Annotated in this window: 18 protein-coding genes; 9 read left to right on the top strand and 9 right to left on the bottom strand. The window is 69.1% G+C overall.

The genetic code is table 11. From position 1 onward, the window contains the following. Nucleotides 1–207 precede the first annotated feature (207 nt). The 4 genes from rplU (at nucleotide 208) to proB (ending at nucleotide 3569) form a co-directional block, all read left to right on the top strand. Nucleotides 208–519, top strand: coding sequence for a 50S ribosomal protein L21 (gene rplU, locus B9C99_RS06815; RefSeq protein ID WP_006551183.1), 312 nt, complete (start codon nucleotides 208–210; stop codon nucleotides 517–519). Between the two features lie 36 nt (nucleotides 520–555). Continuing rightward, nucleotides 556–819 carry a 50S ribosomal protein L27 gene (gene rpmA, locus B9C99_RS06810; protein ID WP_006551184.1) on the top strand — a complete coding sequence of 88 codons (264 nt, stop codon included), beginning with the start codon at nucleotides 556–558 and terminating at the stop codon, nucleotides 817–819. A 137-nt stretch (nucleotides 820–956) separates the two neighbouring features. Then, nucleotides 957–2414 (top strand): GTPase ObgE, encoded by a 1458-nt coding sequence (gene obgE / locus B9C99_RS06805; protein ID WP_016691889.1) that lies wholly within the window; start codon nucleotides 957–959, stop codon nucleotides 2412–2414. A 51-nt stretch (nucleotides 2415–2465) separates the two neighbouring features. Beyond that, nucleotides 2466–3569: a glutamate 5-kinase gene (proB, locus tag B9C99_RS06800; RefSeq protein WP_016691890.1), complete on the top strand. Its 1104-nt coding sequence runs from the start codon at nucleotides 2466–2468 to the stop codon at nucleotides 3567–3569. 32 nt (nucleotides 3570–3601) lie between these two features. Here proB and B9C99_RS06795 read toward each other — a convergent pair whose 3' ends face one another. Then, entirely contained in the window at nucleotides 3602–4447 is an 846-nt protein-coding gene (locus tag B9C99_RS06795; protein ID WP_016691891.1) for an NAD-dependent protein deacetylase, read from the bottom strand. A 5-nt stretch (nucleotides 4448–4452) separates the two neighbouring features. After that, a complete protein-coding gene (locus B9C99_RS06790; protein WP_088897445.1) occupies nucleotides 4453–5991 on the bottom strand; it encodes an ATP-dependent DNA ligase in 1539 nt (512 codons plus the stop codon). Nucleotides 5992–6127: 136 nt separating this feature from the next. Between B9C99_RS06790 and ligD the strand changes: the two genes are divergently transcribed. After that, entirely contained in the window at nucleotides 6128–7075 is a 948-nt protein-coding gene (gene ligD, locus B9C99_RS06785) for a non-homologous end-joining DNA ligase (RefSeq protein WP_026061078.1), read from the top strand. 38 nt (nucleotides 7076–7113) lie between these two features. On the opposite strand, the gene B9C99_RS06780 is transcribed toward ligD, so the two are convergent. From B9C99_RS06780 to B9C99_RS06755, 5 genes are all read right to left on the bottom strand, one after another. Then, nucleotides 7114–8049: a D-isomer specific 2-hydroxyacid dehydrogenase family protein gene (locus B9C99_RS06780; RefSeq protein WP_088897348.1), complete on the bottom strand. Its 936-nt coding sequence runs from the start codon at nucleotides 8047–8049 to the stop codon at nucleotides 7114–7116. Nucleotides 8050–8098: 49 nt separating this feature from the next. Continuing rightward, nucleotides 8099–8497 carry an ectoine synthase gene (locus B9C99_RS06775; RefSeq protein WP_016691895.1) on the bottom strand — a complete coding sequence of 133 codons (399 nt, stop codon included), beginning with the start codon at nucleotides 8495–8497 and terminating at the stop codon, nucleotides 8099–8101. 58 nt (nucleotides 8498–8555) lie between these two features. Beyond that, the gene (gene ectB / locus B9C99_RS06770) at nucleotides 8556–9845 is read right to left on the bottom strand and encodes a diaminobutyrate--2-oxoglutarate transaminase (RefSeq protein WP_016691896.1); all 1290 of its coding nucleotides are present in this window, start codon (nucleotides 9843–9845) and stop codon (nucleotides 8556–8558) included. Nucleotides 9846–9906: 61 nt separating this feature from the next. Then, nucleotides 9907–10413 (bottom strand): diaminobutyrate acetyltransferase, encoded by a 507-nt coding sequence (gene ectA, locus B9C99_RS06765; protein WP_088897347.1) that lies wholly within the window; start codon nucleotides 10411–10413, stop codon nucleotides 9907–9909. A 216-nt stretch (nucleotides 10414–10629) separates the two neighbouring features. Next, nucleotides 10630–12744, bottom strand: a complete 2115-nt coding sequence (locus B9C99_RS06755) for a DEAD/DEAH box helicase (protein ID WP_088897346.1) — start codon at nucleotides 12742–12744, stop codon at nucleotides 10630–10632. A 349-nt stretch (nucleotides 12745–13093) separates the two neighbouring features. Here B9C99_RS06755 and B9C99_RS06750 point away from each other — a divergent pair, with 349 nt between their 5' ends. Further along, nucleotides 13094–14635, top strand: coding sequence for an acetyl-CoA hydrolase/transferase family protein (locus B9C99_RS06750; RefSeq protein ID WP_060651092.1), 1542 nt, complete (start codon nucleotides 13094–13096; stop codon nucleotides 14633–14635). Nucleotides 14636–14710: 75 nt separating this feature from the next. On the opposite strand, the gene B9C99_RS06745 is transcribed toward B9C99_RS06750, so the two are convergent. Further along, a complete protein-coding gene (locus B9C99_RS06745) occupies nucleotides 14711–15325 on the bottom strand; it encodes a DUF3515 domain-containing protein (RefSeq protein ID WP_088897345.1) in 615 nt (204 codons plus the stop codon). Between the two features lie 96 nt (nucleotides 15326–15421). Between B9C99_RS06745 and B9C99_RS06740 the strand changes: the two genes are divergently transcribed. From B9C99_RS06740 to B9C99_RS06730, 3 genes are read left to right on the top strand one after another with little or no spacing between them, the layout of a single operon-like run. After that, entirely contained in the window at nucleotides 15422–16393 is a 972-nt protein-coding gene (locus B9C99_RS06740; RefSeq protein WP_088897344.1) for a thiamine-phosphate kinase, read from the top strand. A gap of 45 nt (nucleotides 16394–16438) precedes the next feature. Then, complete coding sequence (locus tag B9C99_RS06735; RefSeq protein ID WP_088897343.1) at nucleotides 16439–16966, top strand: gamma carbonic anhydrase family protein; 528 nt, start codon at nucleotides 16439–16441, stop codon at nucleotides 16964–16966. A 3-nt stretch (nucleotides 16967–16969) separates the two neighbouring features. After that, on the top strand, nucleotides 16970–17698 hold the full coding sequence (locus tag B9C99_RS06730) for a uracil-DNA glycosylase (RefSeq protein ID WP_088897342.1): 729 nt from the start codon (nucleotides 16970–16972) through the stop codon (nucleotides 17696–17698). Nucleotides 17699–17720: 22 nt separating this feature from the next. Here B9C99_RS06730 and B9C99_RS06725 read toward each other — a convergent pair whose 3' ends face one another. Continuing rightward, complete coding sequence (locus B9C99_RS06725) at nucleotides 17721–18536, bottom strand: enoyl-CoA hydratase-related protein (protein WP_088897341.1); 816 nt, start codon at nucleotides 18534–18536, stop codon at nucleotides 17721–17723. Between the last annotated feature and the right edge of the window lie 6 nt (nucleotides 18537–18542).

The raw sequence follows: 18542 nt of genomic DNA, 5'->3' as shown, positions 1-18542 counted from the left end.
GGCCCGGAAGCAGGCACTACCGTGCCACCCGGTTTGACCCTGGGAGTCACCTTCCCGTAATCTTGTTCAGTCGCTACTCGGCGATAGTGCCCAGCCGCGTCCGGATTCAGGATGCCGGCGGGACCCGAGTCAGCAACCACACCAGACCAGTCGCGTCCGCAGCACTGTGGCGCGAGCACGTTCGAAGAAGCAAGGGGTAGCCGTCCGATGGCAACGTACGCGATCGTCAAGACCGGCGGTAAGCAGTACAAGGTCGCTGAAGGCGACCTCGTCAAGGTCGAGAAGATCGAGGGTGAGCCCGGCGCTGCTGTCTCGCTTGCCCCGGTCCTCGTCGTCGACGGATCCGAACTGACCACCGACGCCGACAAGCTGGCCAAGGTCTCGGTCACCGGCGAGATCGTCGAGCACACCAAGGGCCCGAAGATCCGCATCCACAAGTTCAAGAACAAGACCGGGTACCACAAGCGCCAGGGCCACCGTCAGAAGCTGACGGTCGTCAAGGTCACCGGCATCAAGTAAACCGAGCTTCGAGCTTCAACCCCAGGAGGGTTCGTCATGGCACACAAGAAGGGCGCATCCAGCTCCCGTAACGGTCGCGATTCGAACGCACAGCGCCTCGGCGTCAAGCGCTTCGGTGGCCAGGCCGTCAACGCCGGCGAGATCATCGTGCGCCAGCGCGGCACCCACTTCCACCCCGGCGTGAACGTGGGACGCGGCGGCGACGACACGCTGTTCGCCCTCGCGGCCGGTGCCGTCGAGTTCGGTACCAAGCGCGGTCGCAAGACCGTCAACATCGTTCCGGCTGCGGCAGACGCCTGATCTGCCGTCCGGTAACGGACACCGCGGGACCAGCTCCCGCGACATACTCCCAATAGGGGCGGGCCAGGGTCGCACACCCTGACCCGCCCTTGTTGCGTTGATCACCAGGTTTGTTTAGGACGAGAGAAGGTCCACCCATGTCCCGCTTCATCGACCGGGTGGTGCTGCACGTCAGCGCCGGCAAGGGCGGCAACGGCTGCGCCTCCGTCCACCGCGAGAAGTTCAAGCCGCTCGGCGGCCCCGACGGCGGTAACGGAGGAAACGGCGGCGACGTCGTCCTCGAAGTCGACCGCAACGTCCACACCCTGCTCGACTTCCACTTCCACCAGCACGCCAAGGCGACCAACGGTGCCCAAGGCGCCGGCGGCCACCGCAACGGTGCCAACGGCGGCGACCTCGTCCTGAAGGTTCCCGACGGCACCGTCGTGCTCGACCGCGACGGCCGGATCCTCGCCGACCTCGTGGGCACCGGCACACGTTTCGTCGCCGCGCACGGCGGTCGCGGTGGTCTCGGCAATGCCGCACTCGCGTCGAAGGCACGCAAGGCCCCCGGCTTCGCGCTGCTCGGCGAGGAAGGCGAGGAACTCGACCTCGTCCTCGAACTGAAGTCCGTCGCCGACGTCGGCCTCGTGGGCTTCCCCTCGGCCGGCAAGTCGTCGCTCGTGTCGGTGCTGTCGGCCGCCAAGCCGAAGATCGCCGACTACCCGTTCACCACCCTCGTGCCGAACCTCGGTGTGGTGCAGTCGGGCGACACGACCTTCACTGTCGCCGACGTGCCCGGCCTGATCCCCGGCGCCAGTGAGGGACGTGGCCTCGGCCTCGACTTCCTCCGGCATCTCGAGCGCTGCGCCGTGCTCGCGCACGTCGTCGACTGCGCGACCCTCGAACCCGGCCGCGACCCGATCTCCGACATCGACGCGCTCGAGGCCGAACTCGCCGCCTACCAGCCCGCGCTGTCGGGCGACAGCGGACTCGGCGACCTCGCCGAGCGCCCCCGCATCGTGATCCTCAACAAGGCCGACGTGCCCGACGCGAAGGAACTCGCCGAGTTCGTCACCCCCGAACTCGAGGCCCGCGGCTGGCCGGTCTTCACGATCTCGGCCGTGAGCCGCGACGGCCTGCGTCCGCTGACGTTCGCCCTCGCGAAGATGGTCGACGAGTACCGCGAGGCACATCCGCCGGCCGCGCCGACCCGCCCGGTGATCCGTCCCGTCGCCCGCGACGAGGAGGCCTTCACCGTGGTCCGCGATCCCGAGGTGCCCGGCGGATTCATCGTGCGGGGCACCCGTCCCGAGCGGTGGGTGCGCCAGACGGCCTTCGACAACGACGAGGCCGTGGGCTATCTCGCCGATCGCCTCGCACGTCTCGGCGTCGAGGACAAGCTCGTCAAGCTCGGCGCGGAACCCGGATGCTGGGTCACCATCGGCGAGGTCGGCTTCGAGTGGGAACCGCAGACGCAGGCCGGCGTGGACGTCGTGCCCACCGGTCGCGGCACGGACGCCCGTCTCGACCAGGTCGACCGCGTCGGCGCCGCCGAGCGTCGCCACGCGAAGAAGGTGCGCCGCGGTCTGGCCACCGACGACGAGTTCGAGTAACCGGCCCCGCGTTCCCACCGTTCAGGAAGCCCGAAGCGTACCGAGGAGAACATGAGCGACACCCGGGAGGTCGTCTCCCACGCCCGCAGCGTAGTGGTCAAGATCGGCTCGTCGGCGATCACGAGCCTGGTGGGCGGGCTCGACCGCGGCCGGCTCGATCGGCTCGTCGACGCCATCGAGTCCCGGATCCGCACGGGCTCGAGTGTCGTCGTGGTCTCCTCGGGTGCGGTCGGTGCCGGGCTCGCACCGCTCGGCCTCACGAGCAGGCCGCGTGATCTCGCGACGAAGCAGGCCGCGGCGAGCGTCGGGCAGCTCACCCTCGCCCACGCCTGGGGCACCTCCTTCGCCCGCTACGACCGCACCGTGGGCCAGGTGCTCCTCACCGCCGACGACATCGGCCGGCGCACCCAGCACCGCAACGCGCAACGCACCCTCGACCGGCTGCGCTCGCTCGGTGCGGTGCCGGTGGTCAACGAGAACGACACCGTCGCGACCGTCGAACTGCGCTTCGGCGACAACGACCGGCTCGCCGCGCTCGTCGCGCATCTCATCGGCGCCGAGGCGCTGATCCTGCTGTCCGACGTCGACGGTCTGTACGACGGGGATCCGCGCAAGGGCTCCGCGAACCTCATCCCCGAGGTCCGCACCCCCGAGGATCTCGACGGTGTGGTCGCCGGGTCTGGTGGCGCGCTGGGCACCGGTGGCATGGCGTCGAAACTGTCCGCAGCCCGTCTCGCGGCGGACTCCGGCGTGCCGGTGCTGCTCGCCGCCGCCTCCCAGGCCGATCGTGCGCTGGGTGCCGCCGACGTCGGCACGGCCTTCGCGGCCCGCCCGCAGCGTCTGTCGGCGCGGCGCTTCTGGGTGCGGCACGCCGCCGACGTCCACGGCTCGCTGTATCTCGACGAGGGTGCCGTGCGGGCCGTGGTGGAGCGGCGGCGCTCGCTGCTCGCCGCTGGAATCACCGGCACCAGTGGCGGTTTCCACGCAGGCGACGTGGTCGGCATCGTCGCACCCGACGGCCGCACGGTCGCGCGCGGTGTGGTGGCCTACGACGCGTCCGAACTCGATTTCATGATCGGCTTCTCGACCGGTCAGCTGCCGCCGGATCTCCAGCGGCCCGTCGTGCACGCCGATGACCTCGTCCGGGTGGTCTGAGAGCCGTCACCCGCTCGGTGCGGTCGTCGCCGTCACCGGCTCGGTGCAGTCACTGCGTCGGCCAGGAAGGCGAGGGTCTCCGAGGTGCCCGCCTCGAGCTTGAGGGTCGCCAGCACATCCCCGCGCGTGGGGCCACGATTGATCACCACCACCGGGATGTTCCGCTGTGCGGCGCGGCGCACGAAACGCAGCCCCGACTGCACCGTCAGCGAACTTCCGGCGACCAGCAGGGCGTCGGAGCCGTCGACCACCGAGAAGGCGAGTTCGACCCGCGGGCGCGGCACCGTCTCGCCGAAGTACACGATGTCGGGTTTGAGCATCCCGCCGCAGCGGTCGCAGTCCACTACGACGAAGTCCTCGGTGTCGGTGACCACTGCGTCCGCGTCGGGGGCGACCTCGAGACCTGTCGTCGCGCGCATCCGGTCGTCGAATCCCGGATTGGCCGCGCACAGCCGCTCGTGCAGCGTGAACCGCGAGATGCGGTGCTCGCACGACAGGCACCGGACCTGCGCGTAGGTGCCGTGCAGGTCGACGACCCGCCGGCTGCCTGCCTTCGTGTGCAGCAGGTCGACGTTCTGGGTGATCACACCGACGACGGAACCGGCGCGTTCGAGGGCCGCGAGCGCCCGGTGCCCGGCGTTGGGGCGGGCGGCGTCCATGTGTTTCCAGCCGACGTGGTTGCGCGCCCAGTAGCGTTGCCGGAACTCCGCATCGCCGACGAACTGCTGGTAGGTCATCGGGTTGCGCGGGGGCGAGTCGGGTCCGCGATAGTCGGGGATACCGGAGTCCGTCGACAGCCCGGCGCCGGTGAGAACCGCGATCCGACGGCTGTGCAGGAGAGCGGGCAGGTCGTCGGAACGGAGTGGAACGTCGATCACCCCATCTACGGTAGGCCGCTTCCGGGCACCGGCGCTGCGGGCAGGAGCGCGCGCACCGCGTCGATGGTGTCGGCGTCGGCAGCGGACTTGTCGGGCCGGTACCGCAGCACCCGTGCGAAGCGCAGCGCCACCCCGCCCGGATAGCGGCTGCTGGTCTGCACTCCGTCGAGCTCGATCTCGACGACGATCGCGGGTCGCAGGTGGACGGTGTGCTCGTCGCGGTGTGTCTCGTAGCGCGGGAACTCCTCTGTCTGCCACTGCAGCAGCGCGTCGGTGAGTCCCTTGAACGTCTTCCCGACCATGATCGGCGGACCACCGTCCGGGTCGCGGGCACCGAGGTGCAGATTGGACAGGAAGCCGGTGCGGCGCCCGTAACCCCACTCGGCGGCGAGCACCACGAGGTCCAGGGTGTGCTCGGGCTTGACCTTCTGCCACGCTCGGCCCCGGCGTCCGGCGGTGTAGGTCGACGTGAGGGACTTCACCATCACACCCTCGTGACCGTTGCCGAGCGAGTCACCGAGATGCGCCTCGGCGCTGTCGGCGTGCGGGGCGACCAGCGTCGGGATGCGGTGCTCACCCGCGACATGGGCGAGACGGTCGAGACGCACCGACAGCGGCTCGTCGAGCAGGTCGTCGCCGTCGAGGTGCAGGCAGTCGAAGAAGTACGGGTGGAGGAGCAGTTCGCGTTCGGAGCGGGCGCCGAACCGGCTCATGGTCTCCTGGAACGGTCGGGGACGGCCGGAATCGGTGAGCGCGAGCGTCTCGCCGTCGAGCACGACACTGCGGCACGGCAGCGCCCGGACGAGTTCGACCAGTTCGGGAACCGACGCGGTGATGTCGCGCAGTGTGCGGGTGAAGATCCACACGGCGTCCTCGTGGCGGTGCACCTGGATGCGTGCGCCGTCGAGTTTGTACTCCACGCTCACCGCCCCGTCGAACTCGGTCAGGGCCGCGTCGAGCGACTCGGCGGGCGAGGCGAGCATCGGCCGGACCGGTCGGCCGAGTTCCAGGCCGAACTCCGCCAGCGCGTCCACACCACCGTCGAAGGCCGCCGCTGCGGCCTGGGCGAGGCGACCCGACAACATCACCGCCCGGCGGACCGGTTCGACGGGGAGACCGGCTGCCGCTGCGACCGCATCGGTCATCACCCCTTCGAGCGCACCCTGCCGCAGCTCACCGCCGAGGAGCGCGACGAGGAAACGCTGCTCGCCCTCGGTGGCCCGGCCGAACAGGTCCAGGAGCAGTTGCTGCCGCGCGGCGGTGGATCCCGGACCTGAGATGTCGGCGAGCCGGTCGAGGAAACCGGACACCTCGTCGACGGAGAGCGTCGGATCGTCGGCGACCGGTGCGGAGAGACCGGCAAGGGTGCGGAAGCCGACACCCAGGCGGCCCTGGGTCATCTCTCCGGACAACCACGAGACCACCGCTTCGACCTCGTGGGATTCGGCGCGCTCCAGTAATTCCCGCAGCAGATCGATCTTGGTGCGTCGTGACCGCGTGGCGGCGACGGCGACGGACGTGTCGACAACCGAGTGCAGCAGCATCGCTTCGACGTTAGCGCCCGGCCGTGCCACGCGGAGGAAATCGTGCGCCGGGGTGTATTTCCGCACGCAGACGGGAATCGAGAGGCCAGGATGGTGCACGGGACGCGTGCACGAGCGGGAGGGACGGGAGACGCGGATGAGCAAGGACTCCGAGGCGGTCGAGCTCGACGTGGACGGTCGCCCGGTGCGTATCACGCATCCCGACCGCGTGTACTTCCCCGAGATCGGGGCGACCAAGCTCGATCTCGCGAACTACTACCTGAGCGTGGGGGAGGGGATCGTCCGGGCGCTCCGTGAGCGGCCCTGCATGCTGCACCGGTTCCCCGACGGACTCGAAGGGCAGAAGGTGCACCAGAAGCGGCTGCCCCGCGGGGCGCCGGACTGGGTCGAGACCGTGCGGGTGCACTTCCCGCGTTACGACCGCGACGCCGACGAACTGTGCGTCACCCACCTCGCCGATGTGGTGTGGGCCGTGCAGATGTCCACCGTGGAGTTCCATCCGTGGAACTCGCGGCGCAGCGACGTGGAGCGGCCCGACGAATGGCGGATCGACCTCGACCCGATGCCCGACTGCGATTTCGACCGGGTGCGGCGCGTGGCGTCGGTGGCGCACGAGGTGCTCGACGAGCTCGGTGCCGTGGGCTGGCCGAAGACCTCGGGCGGCGACGGCCTGCACGTCTACGTCCGGATCGCACCGGAGTGGGAGTTCGACGATGTCCGAAGGGCCGCATGGGCTTTCGCGCGGGAGGTGGAGCGACGCGCGCCGGGGGACGTGACGACGGCGTGGTGGCGCAAGGAACGTGATCCGTCGGCGGTCTTCGTCGACTACAACCAGAACTCGCGCGACCACACGATCGCCAGTGCCTATTCGGTCCGCGGTGTACCGGAGGCAACGGTCTCCACGCCGGTGCGGTGGGACGAGATCGACGACCTCGATCCGCGGGATTTCACGATCCGGACCGTGCCGAAGCGGTTCGAGGAACTGGGCGACCTGCACGCGGGGATCGACGACGCGGTCTTCGCCCTCGATCCGCTGCTGGAATGGGCGGAACGCGACGAGAAGCAGGACAAGGGGTCGGAGTGAGCGCTGTGGTCGGACAACTGTGGTCCGGTAGATGTGGCCTAGTAGCCGGCGCTGGGATCGACGACCCCGATCGGCACGAGGCCGGACGCGAACCGCGTGACGTTCTCGGTCACGTGCTCGAGATAGGCCGGGATGCGCAATGGGGGCGGATTGGCGTCGTGGGGCGTGATCACGGCGTTGGGGAGCGTCCACAACGGATGATCGTCGGGGAGCGGTTCGGGGTCGGTGACGTCGAGCCCTGCACCGCCGATCGCGCCGGATCGTAGGGCGGCGACGAGGGCGTCGGTGTCGACGAGATCACCCCGGGCGACGTTGACGACCCACGCCGTGGATTTCATCGCTGCGAGTTCGGTTGCGCCGACGAGGCGTTCGACGTCGAGGGTGGCAGTCGCGGAGATGACGAAATGATCTGCCAGAGTCCATATCTCGTCGATGCGTTCGACGGGGAACGTCTCGACGGCCCCGGGCACGGGACGACCGCTGCGGGTGACGGCGAGCGCATGTGCGCCCAGCGTGGCCAGCATCGGGATCAGTGCACGACCGACACCACCGGCACCGATGATCCCGACCGTCGCGCCGCGGAGGGTGCCGACGGCGGGCGCGAGGCTCTCGGGTGCCCACGAGGTGGCCGCCAGATGCGCGGGTAGGGCCCGGACCCCGGCGAGCAGGAGCAGGAGCGCGTGCTCGGCGACGGTCGTGGAGTAGGCGGCGGCGGCCGACGTCCAGGTGACGCGAGGATGAGCCTTGACGACGCCCTGCGACAGCCAGTACTCGACACCGGCGGACGGAAGCTGCACCCAGCGGACGGAGGCGGGGAGGACCTCGGGGAAGTCCTGCGGCCCGGCCGTCCAGACGAGCGCGTCCGGGGTGTCCTCGAGTCCGCAGGGCACGCCGCCCCCGCCCGAGACCGCCCGTTCGAAACGGGGGTCGTGCTCGGGGCCGACAGCGATGCGGGGCGCACGCTCGGGAGTCATGGTCTCGACTCTAAGCGTCCGCCCCGCATCGGTCACGTGGTTACCGCACTCAGGCGGGTTCGACGATCAACGGGTACACACCGTTCTCGTCGTGCACCTCACGGCCGGTGACCGGGGGATTGAAGACGCACAGCATGCGCATGCGCGTCTCGGGGAGCACGCGGTGACGCTCGTGTCCGTTGAGCAGGTACATCGTGCCCGGAGCGAGGTCGTACTCCACGTCGTTGTCGAGGTCCTGGAGCTTGCCGGTGCCCTCGACGAGCCACACGGCCTCGACGTGGTTGGCGTAGTGGAACTCGTTGACGGTGCCGGGCTCGATGGTGGTCTCGTGGAACGAGAAGCCCACCTTGTCGCCGGCGAGGATGATGCGCTTGCTGCGCCACTGGCCGTCCTCCGAGACGACGTCGCGCTCGGTGCCGGTGATCTCTTCTGTCGTACGAACGATCATGGGTGTCGAAAGTCCTTCTTCTGCAAGTAGTTTCGGAACGGGCGGAGCGGGGGACCGCTCAGGAACGGACCTTGGCGGTCGCTTCCGCCAGGATGTTCAGCCCGAACTCGAGTTCGTCGTCGGTGATGGTCAGCGGCGGCAGCAGCTTGACGACCTCGTCCGACGGGCCGGAGGTCTCGGCGAGCAGGCCCTCCTCGAAGGCCAGGGCGCAGACCTTGTCGGCGTCCTCCGGCTTGTCGAAGACCAGGCCCTGGACCAGACCGCGGCCGCGGGTCGAGACGCCGTCGAACATGTCCGACAGGTTCATGAAGGTCTGGCGGATGCGCTCGCCCTTGCGCAGGGTGTCGCGCTCGAGCTTGTCGTCGGCCCAGTAGTGCTCGAGGGCGGCAGCCGCCGTCACGAAGGCCGGGTTGTTGCCGCGGAAGGTGCCGTTGTGCTCGCCCGGACCCCACACGTCGAGCTCACGCTTGAACAGGGTGAGCGCCAGCGGCATTCCGTATCCGCCGATCGACTTCGACAGGGTCACGATGTCGGGCGTGATGCCGGCGATCTCGAACGAGAAGAACGGGCCGGTGCGGCCGCAACCCATCTGCACGTCGTCGACGATCAGCAGGATGTCGCGTTCCTTGCACAGGTCGGCCAGAGCGCGAAGCCACTCGGGGCGAGCAACATTCACGCCGCCCTCACCCTGCACGGTCTCGACGATGACCGCGGCCGGACGGTTCAGGCCACTGCCCGCGTCGTCGAGCACACGCGAGAACCACTGGAAGTCCTCGGTGACGCCGTTGAAGTAGTTGTCGAACGGCATCGGCGTGGCGTGGACGAGGGGGACACCCGCGCCGGCGCGCTTCATCGAGTTACCGGTCACCGAGAGCGCACCCAGGGTCATGCCGTGGAAAGCGTTGGTGAAGTTGATGATCGACTCGCGGCCGGTCACCTTGCGGGCGAGCTTGAGCGCTGCCTCGACGGCGTTCGTGCCGGTCGGGCCGGGGAACTGGACCTTGTAGTCCAGGCCGCGCGGCGCGAGCACGTGCGACTCGAAGGTCTCGAGCAGCTTGCGCTTGGCGACGGTGTGCATGTCGAGGCCGTGGGTGACGCCGTCGCTCATGATGTAGTCGACCAGGGCCGACTTGAGAACCGGATTGTTGTGGCCGTAGTTCAGGGCTCCGGCGCCGGCGAAGAAGTCGAGGTAGTCCTTGCCGTCCTCGCTGCGCAGCCAGGATCCCGATGCCTTGTCGAAAACGGCGGGCCAGCCGCGGCTGTAACTCCGAACCTCGGATTCGAGGTGCGAGAAAATCGCAGTATCGGGCTTACCGGTGGTCTCGGGCTTGTTTTCCAGGATGGTCATGTCGTGGTCCTCCTGTGATTATTCGAGAATTATGAAGATGTCGCGCGCACATGCGCTGCGATCATTCGCCGATGGTGTAGAGATCCTCGGCCAGATGTGAATCGGGGAAATCGTCGGGCGCGAACAACTCGGTGCGAGTGATATGCGTTCCGCGGCGACGTGCGAGAGCGGTGAACATTGCGATCGACGCTTCGTTGTCGGGACTCACCGTCGTTTCCAGACGGGTCACGCCGAGCGGCTCGAGTCGGTCGAGCAGTGCGTTGAGCATACGGCCGGCCACTCCACGTCCACGCTGGTCTGCGTCGACTGCCACCTGCCAGACGAACAAGGTGTTCGGGGAGTCGGGGCGGCGGTAGCCGGTCACGAATCCCACGGGGCGATCGGTGTCGTCCGTTGCGACGACCGATGTGTCTGCGAAATCGCGACACCACAGCACATATGCGTAACCGGAATTGACGTCGAGAACCTGCGAATCACGCGCGATCTGCCAGAGTCGTCTACCGTCGGCGATACGCGGACGCCGGAATTCGATTGCAGCCGGCTCACTACCGGACTCGGTGGCGGCCACGTCCGAAGAAGTGGTCGCGGTATTCGATTCAGCCGAGTCGGGGGTCGGGGTACTTCTTTCCTTGACGGGCCTCATATGTCCTTTCAACCTAACAACTTCCGGTGTCGAGATCACGCCCGTCTCCGGAATCGGGATCGGAACCCTGTGGTCCGTGCAGGTCGAGCGCATGTTGTGATGCCGGTCACAAACATGTTACGTCGGTCCTCCTCGTGGCGATTACTTCGGGCTCGCGAGTGCGTACGGCAACACCGCGTCGGCTCCCGCGGCGACGAGGGTTCTCGCCGCCATCGTGAACGTCCAGCCGGTGTCGGTCACCGCATCGACGAGCAGGATCGGACCAACCGACCCGACGTCGTCGGGTCGCTCCCACCCATCGATCAGTGCGGCGACCCGGTATGCCGAGTTCGCTGCCGTGGGCTCCGTATTCCCGCTTCGGCGTCGCAATACACCTAGATCTCGCAATCGTCCGATTTGTGCCAATCGGGACGCGAGTGACTCGACGAGCAGGGGGTGCGTGGGGGAGTCCATGGCCATGACGGCGGTGGGCCGCTCCTCCCAGTCCCACGCCGCGAGCACCGCGATCGACGCGTCGACCACCGCCTTCGGCACTTCGCGGTCCGGCCCGTCGAGCAGCTCGCGCAGTCGCGGTCCCCACCCCAGATCCGACAACCGGCCCAATACACGCCCCGGACGCGGACCGTCCGTGATCCGGCCCGACAGCGCGATCCCGAGGGTCGACATCCCCGTAGGCCACTGCCGTCGCGGTGGCAGATCGACGCCGGGGCGTTCGAGGCGGGCGCGGGTCCGGGCGACCTCGTCGTCGCCGACGGACGTCTCCCACCGGGAGCCGATGCAGTTGTCGCACCGGCCGCAGCCGGTGCCTGCAGCGTCGAGATCGGGGTCGTCGAGTTGACGGCGGAGGAAGACCATGCGGCATTCGGTGGTGCGCTCGTATTCGAGCATCGCCTCCTGTTCCGCGGTGCGCGCCTCCTCGAGGCGCCCGTAGCGCTCCTCGTCGTACACCCAGGGCTGCCCGGTGGCGAGCCAGCCGCCCTTGACCCTCTTCACTGCTCCGTCGACGTCGAGGACCTTGAGGACCATCTCCAGGCGGGAGCGCGTGAGGTCGACCCGCGGTTCGAGGGCGGGCGTCGATACCGGCCGTTCGGTATCGAGTGCTGCGATCACACGTCGGACGAGCTCCTCGTCCGGGAAGGCGACCGAGGCGAACCACTGCCAGATCCGGCGGTCCTCCGGGCCGGGGAGCAGAACCACCTCGGCGCGGTCGGTGGAGCGACCCGCACGCCCGACCTGCTGGTAGTAGGAGATCGGGGACGAGGGAGCGCCGAGGTGCACCACGAAGCCGAGGTCGGGTTTGTCGAAACCCATGCCGAGCGCCGAGGTCGCGACGAGCGCCTTGACCTTGTTGTCGAGGAGATCGGCTTCGAGCTGTTCGCGCTCGGTCGGTTCGGTCTGCCCGGTGTACGCCGCCACCGCGTAACCGTGGTCTGCGAGCAGCGCCGCGAGGTCGCGGGCGGCGGAGACCGTCAGCGCGTACACGATGCCGGAGCCCGGCAGGTCCTTCAGATGCTGCGCGAGCCACGCTGCGCGTCGTGCCGGCTCGTCGATCCGCACCACCGACAGGTGCAGCGACGGACGGTCGAGGCCGCCGCGCAGCACGAGCGTGTCACCCGGGCCGTCGCTGCTGTTCCCACCGACACCGAGCTGGGCGGCGATGTCGGCGACCACCCGGTCGTTGGCGGTCGCGGTGGTCGCCAGCACCGGGATGTCGTCGCCGAGCTCGGCGACGAGGGTGCGGATGCGGCGGTAGTCGGGCCGGAAGTCGTGACCCCAGTCCGACACGCAGTGCGCCTCGTCGACGACCACCAGCCCGGCGTCGCGGGCGAGGGAGGGCAGCACCTGGTCGCGGAAGTCGGGGTTGTTCAGGCGTTCGGGGCTGACGAGGAGGACGTCGACCTCGCCCGCCGCGATCCGCTCGTGGATCTCCGCCCATTCGGTGACGTTGCCGGAGTTGATGGTCGCGGCGTGGACCCCGGCGCGATCGGCGGCCGCGACCTGGTTGCGCATCAGGGCGAGCAGCGGCGAGACGATCACCGTGGGACCCCGGCCCTGCCGGCGCAGCAGCTTGGCGGAGATGAAGTAGACAGCCGACTTTCCCCAGCCCGTGCGCTGGACGACGAGGGCGCGGCGACGGTGCACCACCAGTGCCTCGATCGCGACCCATTGGTCGTCCCGGAGCCGGGCATCGGGGCCCGCCAGCTCGCGGAGAAGGTGCTCGGCATCGTCGCGCAACAGGTCGGTGGAGTTCGTCATGCTGCAATCGTGCCCGACGGCGTTCCGTCACGGCGGCGGTGAACGGTTCGTCGGGGGCGGCGAACGGTACTGATGCGGCGGCGAACGGGGATACCGTAGAGATGGCGGCGGAGCGGCTCTCGCGAAAGGTGGTGGCACCCAGTGTCAGTCCGCGTGGCGGTAATCATCGTGTAAAATCTTGCGGAACAACAACTTCCGATTACATCGATCTTGGAGTGCGACTCGTGACACTCTGTGTCCAAATTGGTGACGGCGATCGCCGGTCCGGCCCGAGTGTGACGAGCGGATCATCCGCGCCGCTATGGTCGTCGTCATGTACGCAGCCCTTTCATCCCCCGCAGCACCGTCTGTGGAGTCGGTCGTCGTGACCCCGGCCGAGGCTCGGGTACGTCATGAGACCTACCGCAAGAAGATCGTGTCGGCGCAGGACGCCGTCCAGTGGATCCGCCCCGGCGACACCGTTGCCATCAGCGGCTTCGCCAGCGCAGGTACCCCGAAGGCCGTGACCCCGGCCCTCGCCGAACACATCCGCCGCACGCGGGCGACCGGCGGCGACTTCCGGATCAACCTGCTCACCGGAGCATCGGTGGCCTCCGACACCGAGCGCATGCTCGCCGACGTCGACGGAATCGCGCTGCGTATGCCGTACCAGGCGGAGCCCACCGCACGCGGACGGATCAACGAAGGCCGCATGGACTACGTCGACATCCACCTGTCGCATGTCGCCCAGCAGGTCTGGGAGGGCTACTACGGACACGTCGACGTCGCCGTCGTCGAGATCTCCGGCATCACCGAGACGGGCGAGCTGATCCCCGCCACCTCCATCGGCAACAACAAGACCTGGCTCGACGTCGCCGAGAAGGTGATCCTCGAGGTCAACTCGTGGATCCCCGCCGCCATGGACGGCGTACACGACGTCTACTACGGCACCGCGCTTCCCCCCAACCGCCGCCCGATCGACCTCACCGACGTCGAGGACCGCATCGGCCAGCCCTACTTCCGGATCGATCCGGAACGTGTCGTCGCGGTGGTCGAGACCGATCGCCCCGACAGCGCGACCGCGCTCACGGCACCCGACGCCACCAGCCGGGCCATTGCCGACCACGTCCTGGACTTCTTCGCGCACGAGGTCGCCGCCGGCCGGCTGCCCGCCGACACGCTGCTCCCGTTGCAATCTGGTGTCGGCAACGTCGCCAACGCGGTGCTCGCCGGTCTCGACAGCGGACCGTACCGGGGGCTGACCTGCTACTCGGAGGTCATCCAGGACGGCATGCTCGATCTCGTCAAGCACGGCACCGTCCGGTTCGCATCGGCCACCGCCCTCGCGCTGTCCGAAGCGGGACTGAACGACTTCGTCGAGAACATCGACTTCTACCGCGACCACATCATGTTGCGGCCGCAGGAGATCAGTAACCACCCCGAGATCGTGCGCCGACTCGGCATCATCGCCATGAACGGCATGCTCGAGGCCGACGTCTACGGCAACGTCAACTCCACCCACGTGATGGGCACCCGCATCATGAACGGCATCGGTGGCTCCGGCGACTTCGCGCGCAACGGCTACCTGTCGATGTTCCTGAGCCCGTCGACGGCCCGCGACGGTGCGATCTCGTCGATCGTCCCGATGGTGCCGCACGTCGACCACACCGAGCACGACGTGCAGGTCATCGTGACCGAACAAGGTCTCGCCGATCTGCGCGCCCTGTCTCCCCGCCGTCGGTCGCGGGTCGTCGTGGAGCGCTGCGCGCATCCCGACTACCGCGCCGAACTGCTCGACTACATCGAGCGTGCAGAAGCTGCCCCCGGAGCAGGTCACACCCCGCACCTGCTCGGTGAGGCGTTCTCCTTCCACGAGCGCTACCAGCGCACGGGGACCATGCACGCGTCCTGATCGACGCGGCGACGAACACGGTCGGCCCCGGCACCACACCACGGTGCCGGGGCCGACCTTTCTCGTTCGTCCGACTCAGCGGATCGGCGCCGGATCGATCTCCTGCTGCGGGAGCGTCGCGGAGATCGTCGCCGTGATGTCCTGCAGCGGGGTCGGCCCGGATCCGTCGGGCACGGTCAATGCCACGTAGACCGGACGGTCGACGGCGAACCACGTACTCGCCGGGATGCCCTGCTCGGCCCCCGACACCTCGAACCACTGCACGTCGTCGATCACCTGCAGCGCCGCCGCCTGGTCGAATTGGTCGGGCCGGTCGAGACCGCAGCGCAGGACCACCTCCTCGCCGTCGTCCGACTGCCAGGCCGCCGCACCCACCGGTGCCGGATCGGCCAGCTCGGCGCGCGTGTAGTCGCCGAGCTCCTCCGGCAGCGCGTCGAGCAACTGCGAGCAGGATTCGGACTCCGCTTCCGGAGCCGGCACGGGACCGAGACCGACAGGCGTGTTCACCGGTGACTGCGACACGATCACGGCCGCGACCACCACACCGACCAGCAGAGCGACGGGCAGTGCGATCGCCGTGGCGATCAGAGCGGGACTGCGTCGCGTCCCGTCCGATCCGGGCGCCTCGACGGGGACGTCGTCGGAGGGTTCGCGATCGGAAGCAGAGGTGTCGTTCATCGTGTCCAGCATCCGGGCTCGGGGACAGGGGGCGGTAGCGTGATCGAACGTAGCAGGGCACGTGCCGGCTCTCTCCCACCGCCGACCGAGAAAGAGGCGACCGTCACCGTGACGAACCCGACCGGACCCACCGTCGCCGACATCGGCGAATTCCCCGTGATCGAACGCGCGGTGAGGGCACGGCGGCAACCCGACAGCACACTCGTCGGGCCGGGCCACGACGCGGCGGTCGTGTCCGCGGCCGACGGTCGCATCGCGATCTCGACCGACATGCTCGTCGAAGGACGTCACTTCCGGTTCGACTGGTCGAGCCCGGAGGAGGTCGGACGCAAGGCGGTCGCCCAGAACGGAGCCGATGTCGCCGCGGTCGGTGCGCGTCCCACCGCCTTCGTCGTCGGCCTCGGATGCCCACCCGAGACACCCGTCGCCGTGCTCGACGGCATCTCGGCGGGCATCGGGGAGGCTGCGGAGGAGATCGGCGCCGGAGTCGTGGGAGGTGATCTCGTGCAGGCGGGTCAGGTGATCGTCTCGGTCACCGTGCTCGGCGAACTCGACGGACGGCCACCGCTCCTCCGCTCCACTGCGCGCCCCGGCGACGTCGTCGCCCTCGCCGGTCGCACCGGTCGCTCCGCGGCGGGCCTGGCCCTGCTGCTGGCCGGCAACCGGGACTTCCCCGAACTCGTCGCGGCGCATCGTGTGCCCACACCGCCCTACGCCGCAGGTCCTGCCGCGGCCGCGGCAGGCGCCCACGCATGTACCGACATCTCCGACGGTCTCGTCGCCGATCTCGGGCACATCTGCACCGCATCGGAGGTCGCGATCGATCTCGACCCGGGTGCACTCGCTCCCGACACGCAACTCCGGGACGCCGGGGAGGCACTGTCGGTCGACCCGCAGGAATGGATCCTCACCGGCGGCGAGGACCACGCCCTCGCGGCGTGCTTCCCTCGCGAGGTCACCCTGCCGGACGGATGGCGGCCCATCGGCGTGGTCCTGGAAGGCTCCGGCGTCACCGTCGACGGGCGACACCACAACGGATCCGGGGGCTGGCAGAGCTTCGCGGCGGGCGCTGATCGCTAGGGCGACCACTCCGGGTGGGGTTCGCTCGAGATAGGTTCTGCAGTCATGGCTGTCTACGCACTCGGCGAGCGTGTCCCCGATATCCATCCCGACGCGTGGGTTCATCCCGACGCGGTCGTGATCGGCAACGTCACCCTCGGTGCCGGCGCCTCCGTGTGGCCCTCGGCGGTGCTGCGCGGCGACTACGGCACGATCACCGTGGGGGAGAAGACCAACATCCAGGACGGCACGATCATCCACTGCACCGCGATCGAGGCCACGGTCATCGGCGCTCGCTGCGTCGTCGGGCACAACGCGCACATCGAGGGCGCCACGATCGGTGACGGTGCGCTGATCGGCTCGGGTTCGCTCGTCCTCAACGGCTCGGTCGTCGGTGCCGGCGCGCAGGTCGCCGCCGGCGCCCTGATCCCGCCGCGCTTCGAACTGCCGCCCCGCCGCATGGCGATGGGTATCCCCGCGAAGGTCCGCGAGGGCTACGAGGTCCCCGAGAACAACTTCGACGCCAACGCCGAGATGTACGCGGCGAACGCCGCCTACTACCGGACCGCCCTCCGCCGCATCGATCAGGAGTGACAGGTGGCCGACACCGTCGACACACAGTCCGCGGCCGGGGGAGCGGACGAGCCCCGTTCCGGTCGGCCCCTGTCCGAACTCGTCGACCCGGGCTGGGCGCGAGCACTCGAACCCGTCGCCGGTGACATCACCGCGATGGGGCAGTTCCTCCGCGCCGAACTCGCCGCGGGCCGCAGTTACCTGCCGTCCGGTCCGAACGTGCTCCGTGCCTTCACGCAGCCCTTCGAATCCGTCCGCGTCCTGATCGTCGGTCAGGATCCCTATCCCACTCCGGGTCACGCTGTGGGACTGAGCTTCTCGGTGGCCCCGGACGTCCGGCCGATCCCGCGCAGTCTCGCCAACATCTACCGCGAGTACACCGACGATCTCGGGCTGCCGCAGCCCTCCACGGGCGACCTGTCGCCGTGGACCGAACACGGCGTCCTGTTGCTCAACCGGGTCCTCACCGTCGCACCGGGCCAGCCGGCCTCCCACCGCGGCAAGGGCTGGGAGGCCGTCACCGAGCAGGCGATCCGCGCGCTGGTCGCACGCGGGACCCCGCTCGTCGCGATCCTGTGGGGCCGCGACGCGGCGACCCTCGAACCCATGCTCGGCGGTGTGCCCACCGTGAAGTCGGCGCACCCGTCCCCGCTGTCGGCCTCACGCGGATTCTTCGGGTCGCGTCCGTTCAGCCGCGCGAACGCTCTGCTCGTCGAGCAGGGCGGCGAACCGGTGGACTGGCGACTGCCCTGACCATCGATCCGCCGCCCGGAGATCAGGCGCGGACCGAATCCCAGTCCGGGCGCCGCTTGGCGACGAAGGCGTCGACACCCTCGATACCCGTGGGCGACGTCGCGGCCGCGGAGATCGAGGCGGCTTCCGCATCGAGGTGCTCGGACAGCGATCGTTCCGCCGAGCCCGCCACGAGCGAGCGGATGGCGGCGTAGGACTGCGTGGGGCCGTGCGCGAGGGTCCGTGCGAGTCGCAACCCCTCGCTCTGGATCTCGCCGTCGGCGACGAGCCGGCTCAGCAGACCCAGACGCACGGCTTCGTCGGCGCCGATCACGGCGTCGGTCATGATGATCTCCCGTGCCCGCGACGGACCGACGATCCGCGGCAGGGTCCACGACATGCCGCCGTCGGGGGAGAAACCGATCGACGGGTACGCGGCGCGCATCTTCGTGCCGGGGCCGGCGAGCGCGATGTCGGCGAGCAGCGCCAGGCTCATCCCGGCGCCGGCAGCCCAGCCGTGCACGGCGGCGACGACCGGCACGGCCGCCTTGTCCAGCTCGCGCACGAAGTCGTGGAAGAGGTTCGCGATGTCGAGCAGGTGGGCGCCGCGGTCCTCGGCCGCGGCGAATCCGTGGACGTTTCCGCCCGCGCAGAAGTTCGCACCCTCACCGACGAGCAGCACGGCGCCGATCTCGGGGCCTGCCGCGCGCAGGGCCGCGATGCCCTGCTCCATCCCTGCGGGGGACAGGGAGGTGCCGTACTCGGAGGTCGCCACGGCGATCCGCAGGACGCGGTCCTCCACGCTCACCAGTGAGCGGAGAGAGTCGCTGTCGGGGAAGGAAACTTGATTCTCGGTCATTCCCGC

Origin of the sequence: Rhodococcus sp. BUPNP1, assembly GCF_002215235.1 — a bacterium.
In the GTDB taxonomy this organism is placed as follows: Bacteria; Actinomycetota; Actinomycetes; order Mycobacteriales; family Mycobacteriaceae; genus Rhodococcus.
Note: the sequence above shows the minus strand (reverse complement) of the source record. Positions and strands in the feature narration are given on the sequence as shown.

Excerpts from the sequence above, each read along its gene's own strand:
- rplU (WP_006551183.1), top strand. The coding sequence starts at position 208 with ATGGCAACGTACGCGATCGTCAAGACCGGCGGTAAGCAGTACAAGGTC.
- rpmA (WP_006551184.1), top strand. The coding sequence starts at position 556 with ATGGCACACAAGAAGGGCGCATCCAGCTCCCGTAACGGTCGCGATTCG.
- obgE (WP_016691889.1), top strand. The coding sequence starts at position 957 with ATGTCCCGCTTCATCGACCGGGTGGTGCTGCACGTCAGCGCCGGCAAG.
- proB (WP_016691890.1), top strand. The coding sequence starts at position 2,466 with ATGAGCGACACCCGGGAGGTCGTCTCCCACGCCCGCAGCGTAGTGGTC.
- B9C99_RS06790 (WP_088897445.1), bottom strand. The coding sequence starts at position 5,991 with ATGCTGCTGCACTCGGTTGTCGACACGTCCGTCGCCGTCGCCGCCACG.
- ligD (WP_026061078.1), top strand. The coding sequence starts at position 6,128 with ATGAGCAAGGACTCCGAGGCGGTCGAGCTCGACGTGGACGGTCGCCCG.
- B9C99_RS06780 (WP_088897348.1), bottom strand. The coding sequence starts at position 8,049 with ATGACTCCCGAGCGTGCGCCCCGCATCGCTGTCGGCCCCGAGCACGAC.
- B9C99_RS06775 (WP_016691895.1), bottom strand. The coding sequence starts at position 8,497 with ATGATCGTTCGTACGACAGAAGAGATCACCGGCACCGAGCGCGACGTC.
- ectB (WP_016691896.1), bottom strand. The coding sequence starts at position 9,845 with ATGACCATCCTGGAAAACAAGCCCGAGACCACCGGTAAGCCCGATACT.
- B9C99_RS06755 (WP_088897346.1), bottom strand. The coding sequence starts at position 12,744 with ATGACGAACTCCACCGACCTGTTGCGCGACGATGCCGAGCACCTTCTC.
- B9C99_RS06745 (WP_088897345.1), bottom strand. The coding sequence starts at position 15,325 with ATGCTGGACACGATGAACGACACCTCTGCTTCCGATCGCGAACCCTCC.
- B9C99_RS06735 (WP_088897343.1), top strand. The coding sequence starts at position 16,439 with ATGGCTGTCTACGCACTCGGCGAGCGTGTCCCCGATATCCATCCCGAC.
- B9C99_RS06725 (WP_088897341.1), bottom strand. The coding sequence starts at position 18,536 with ATGACCGAGAATCAAGTTTCCTTCCCCGACAGCGACTCTCTCCGCTCA.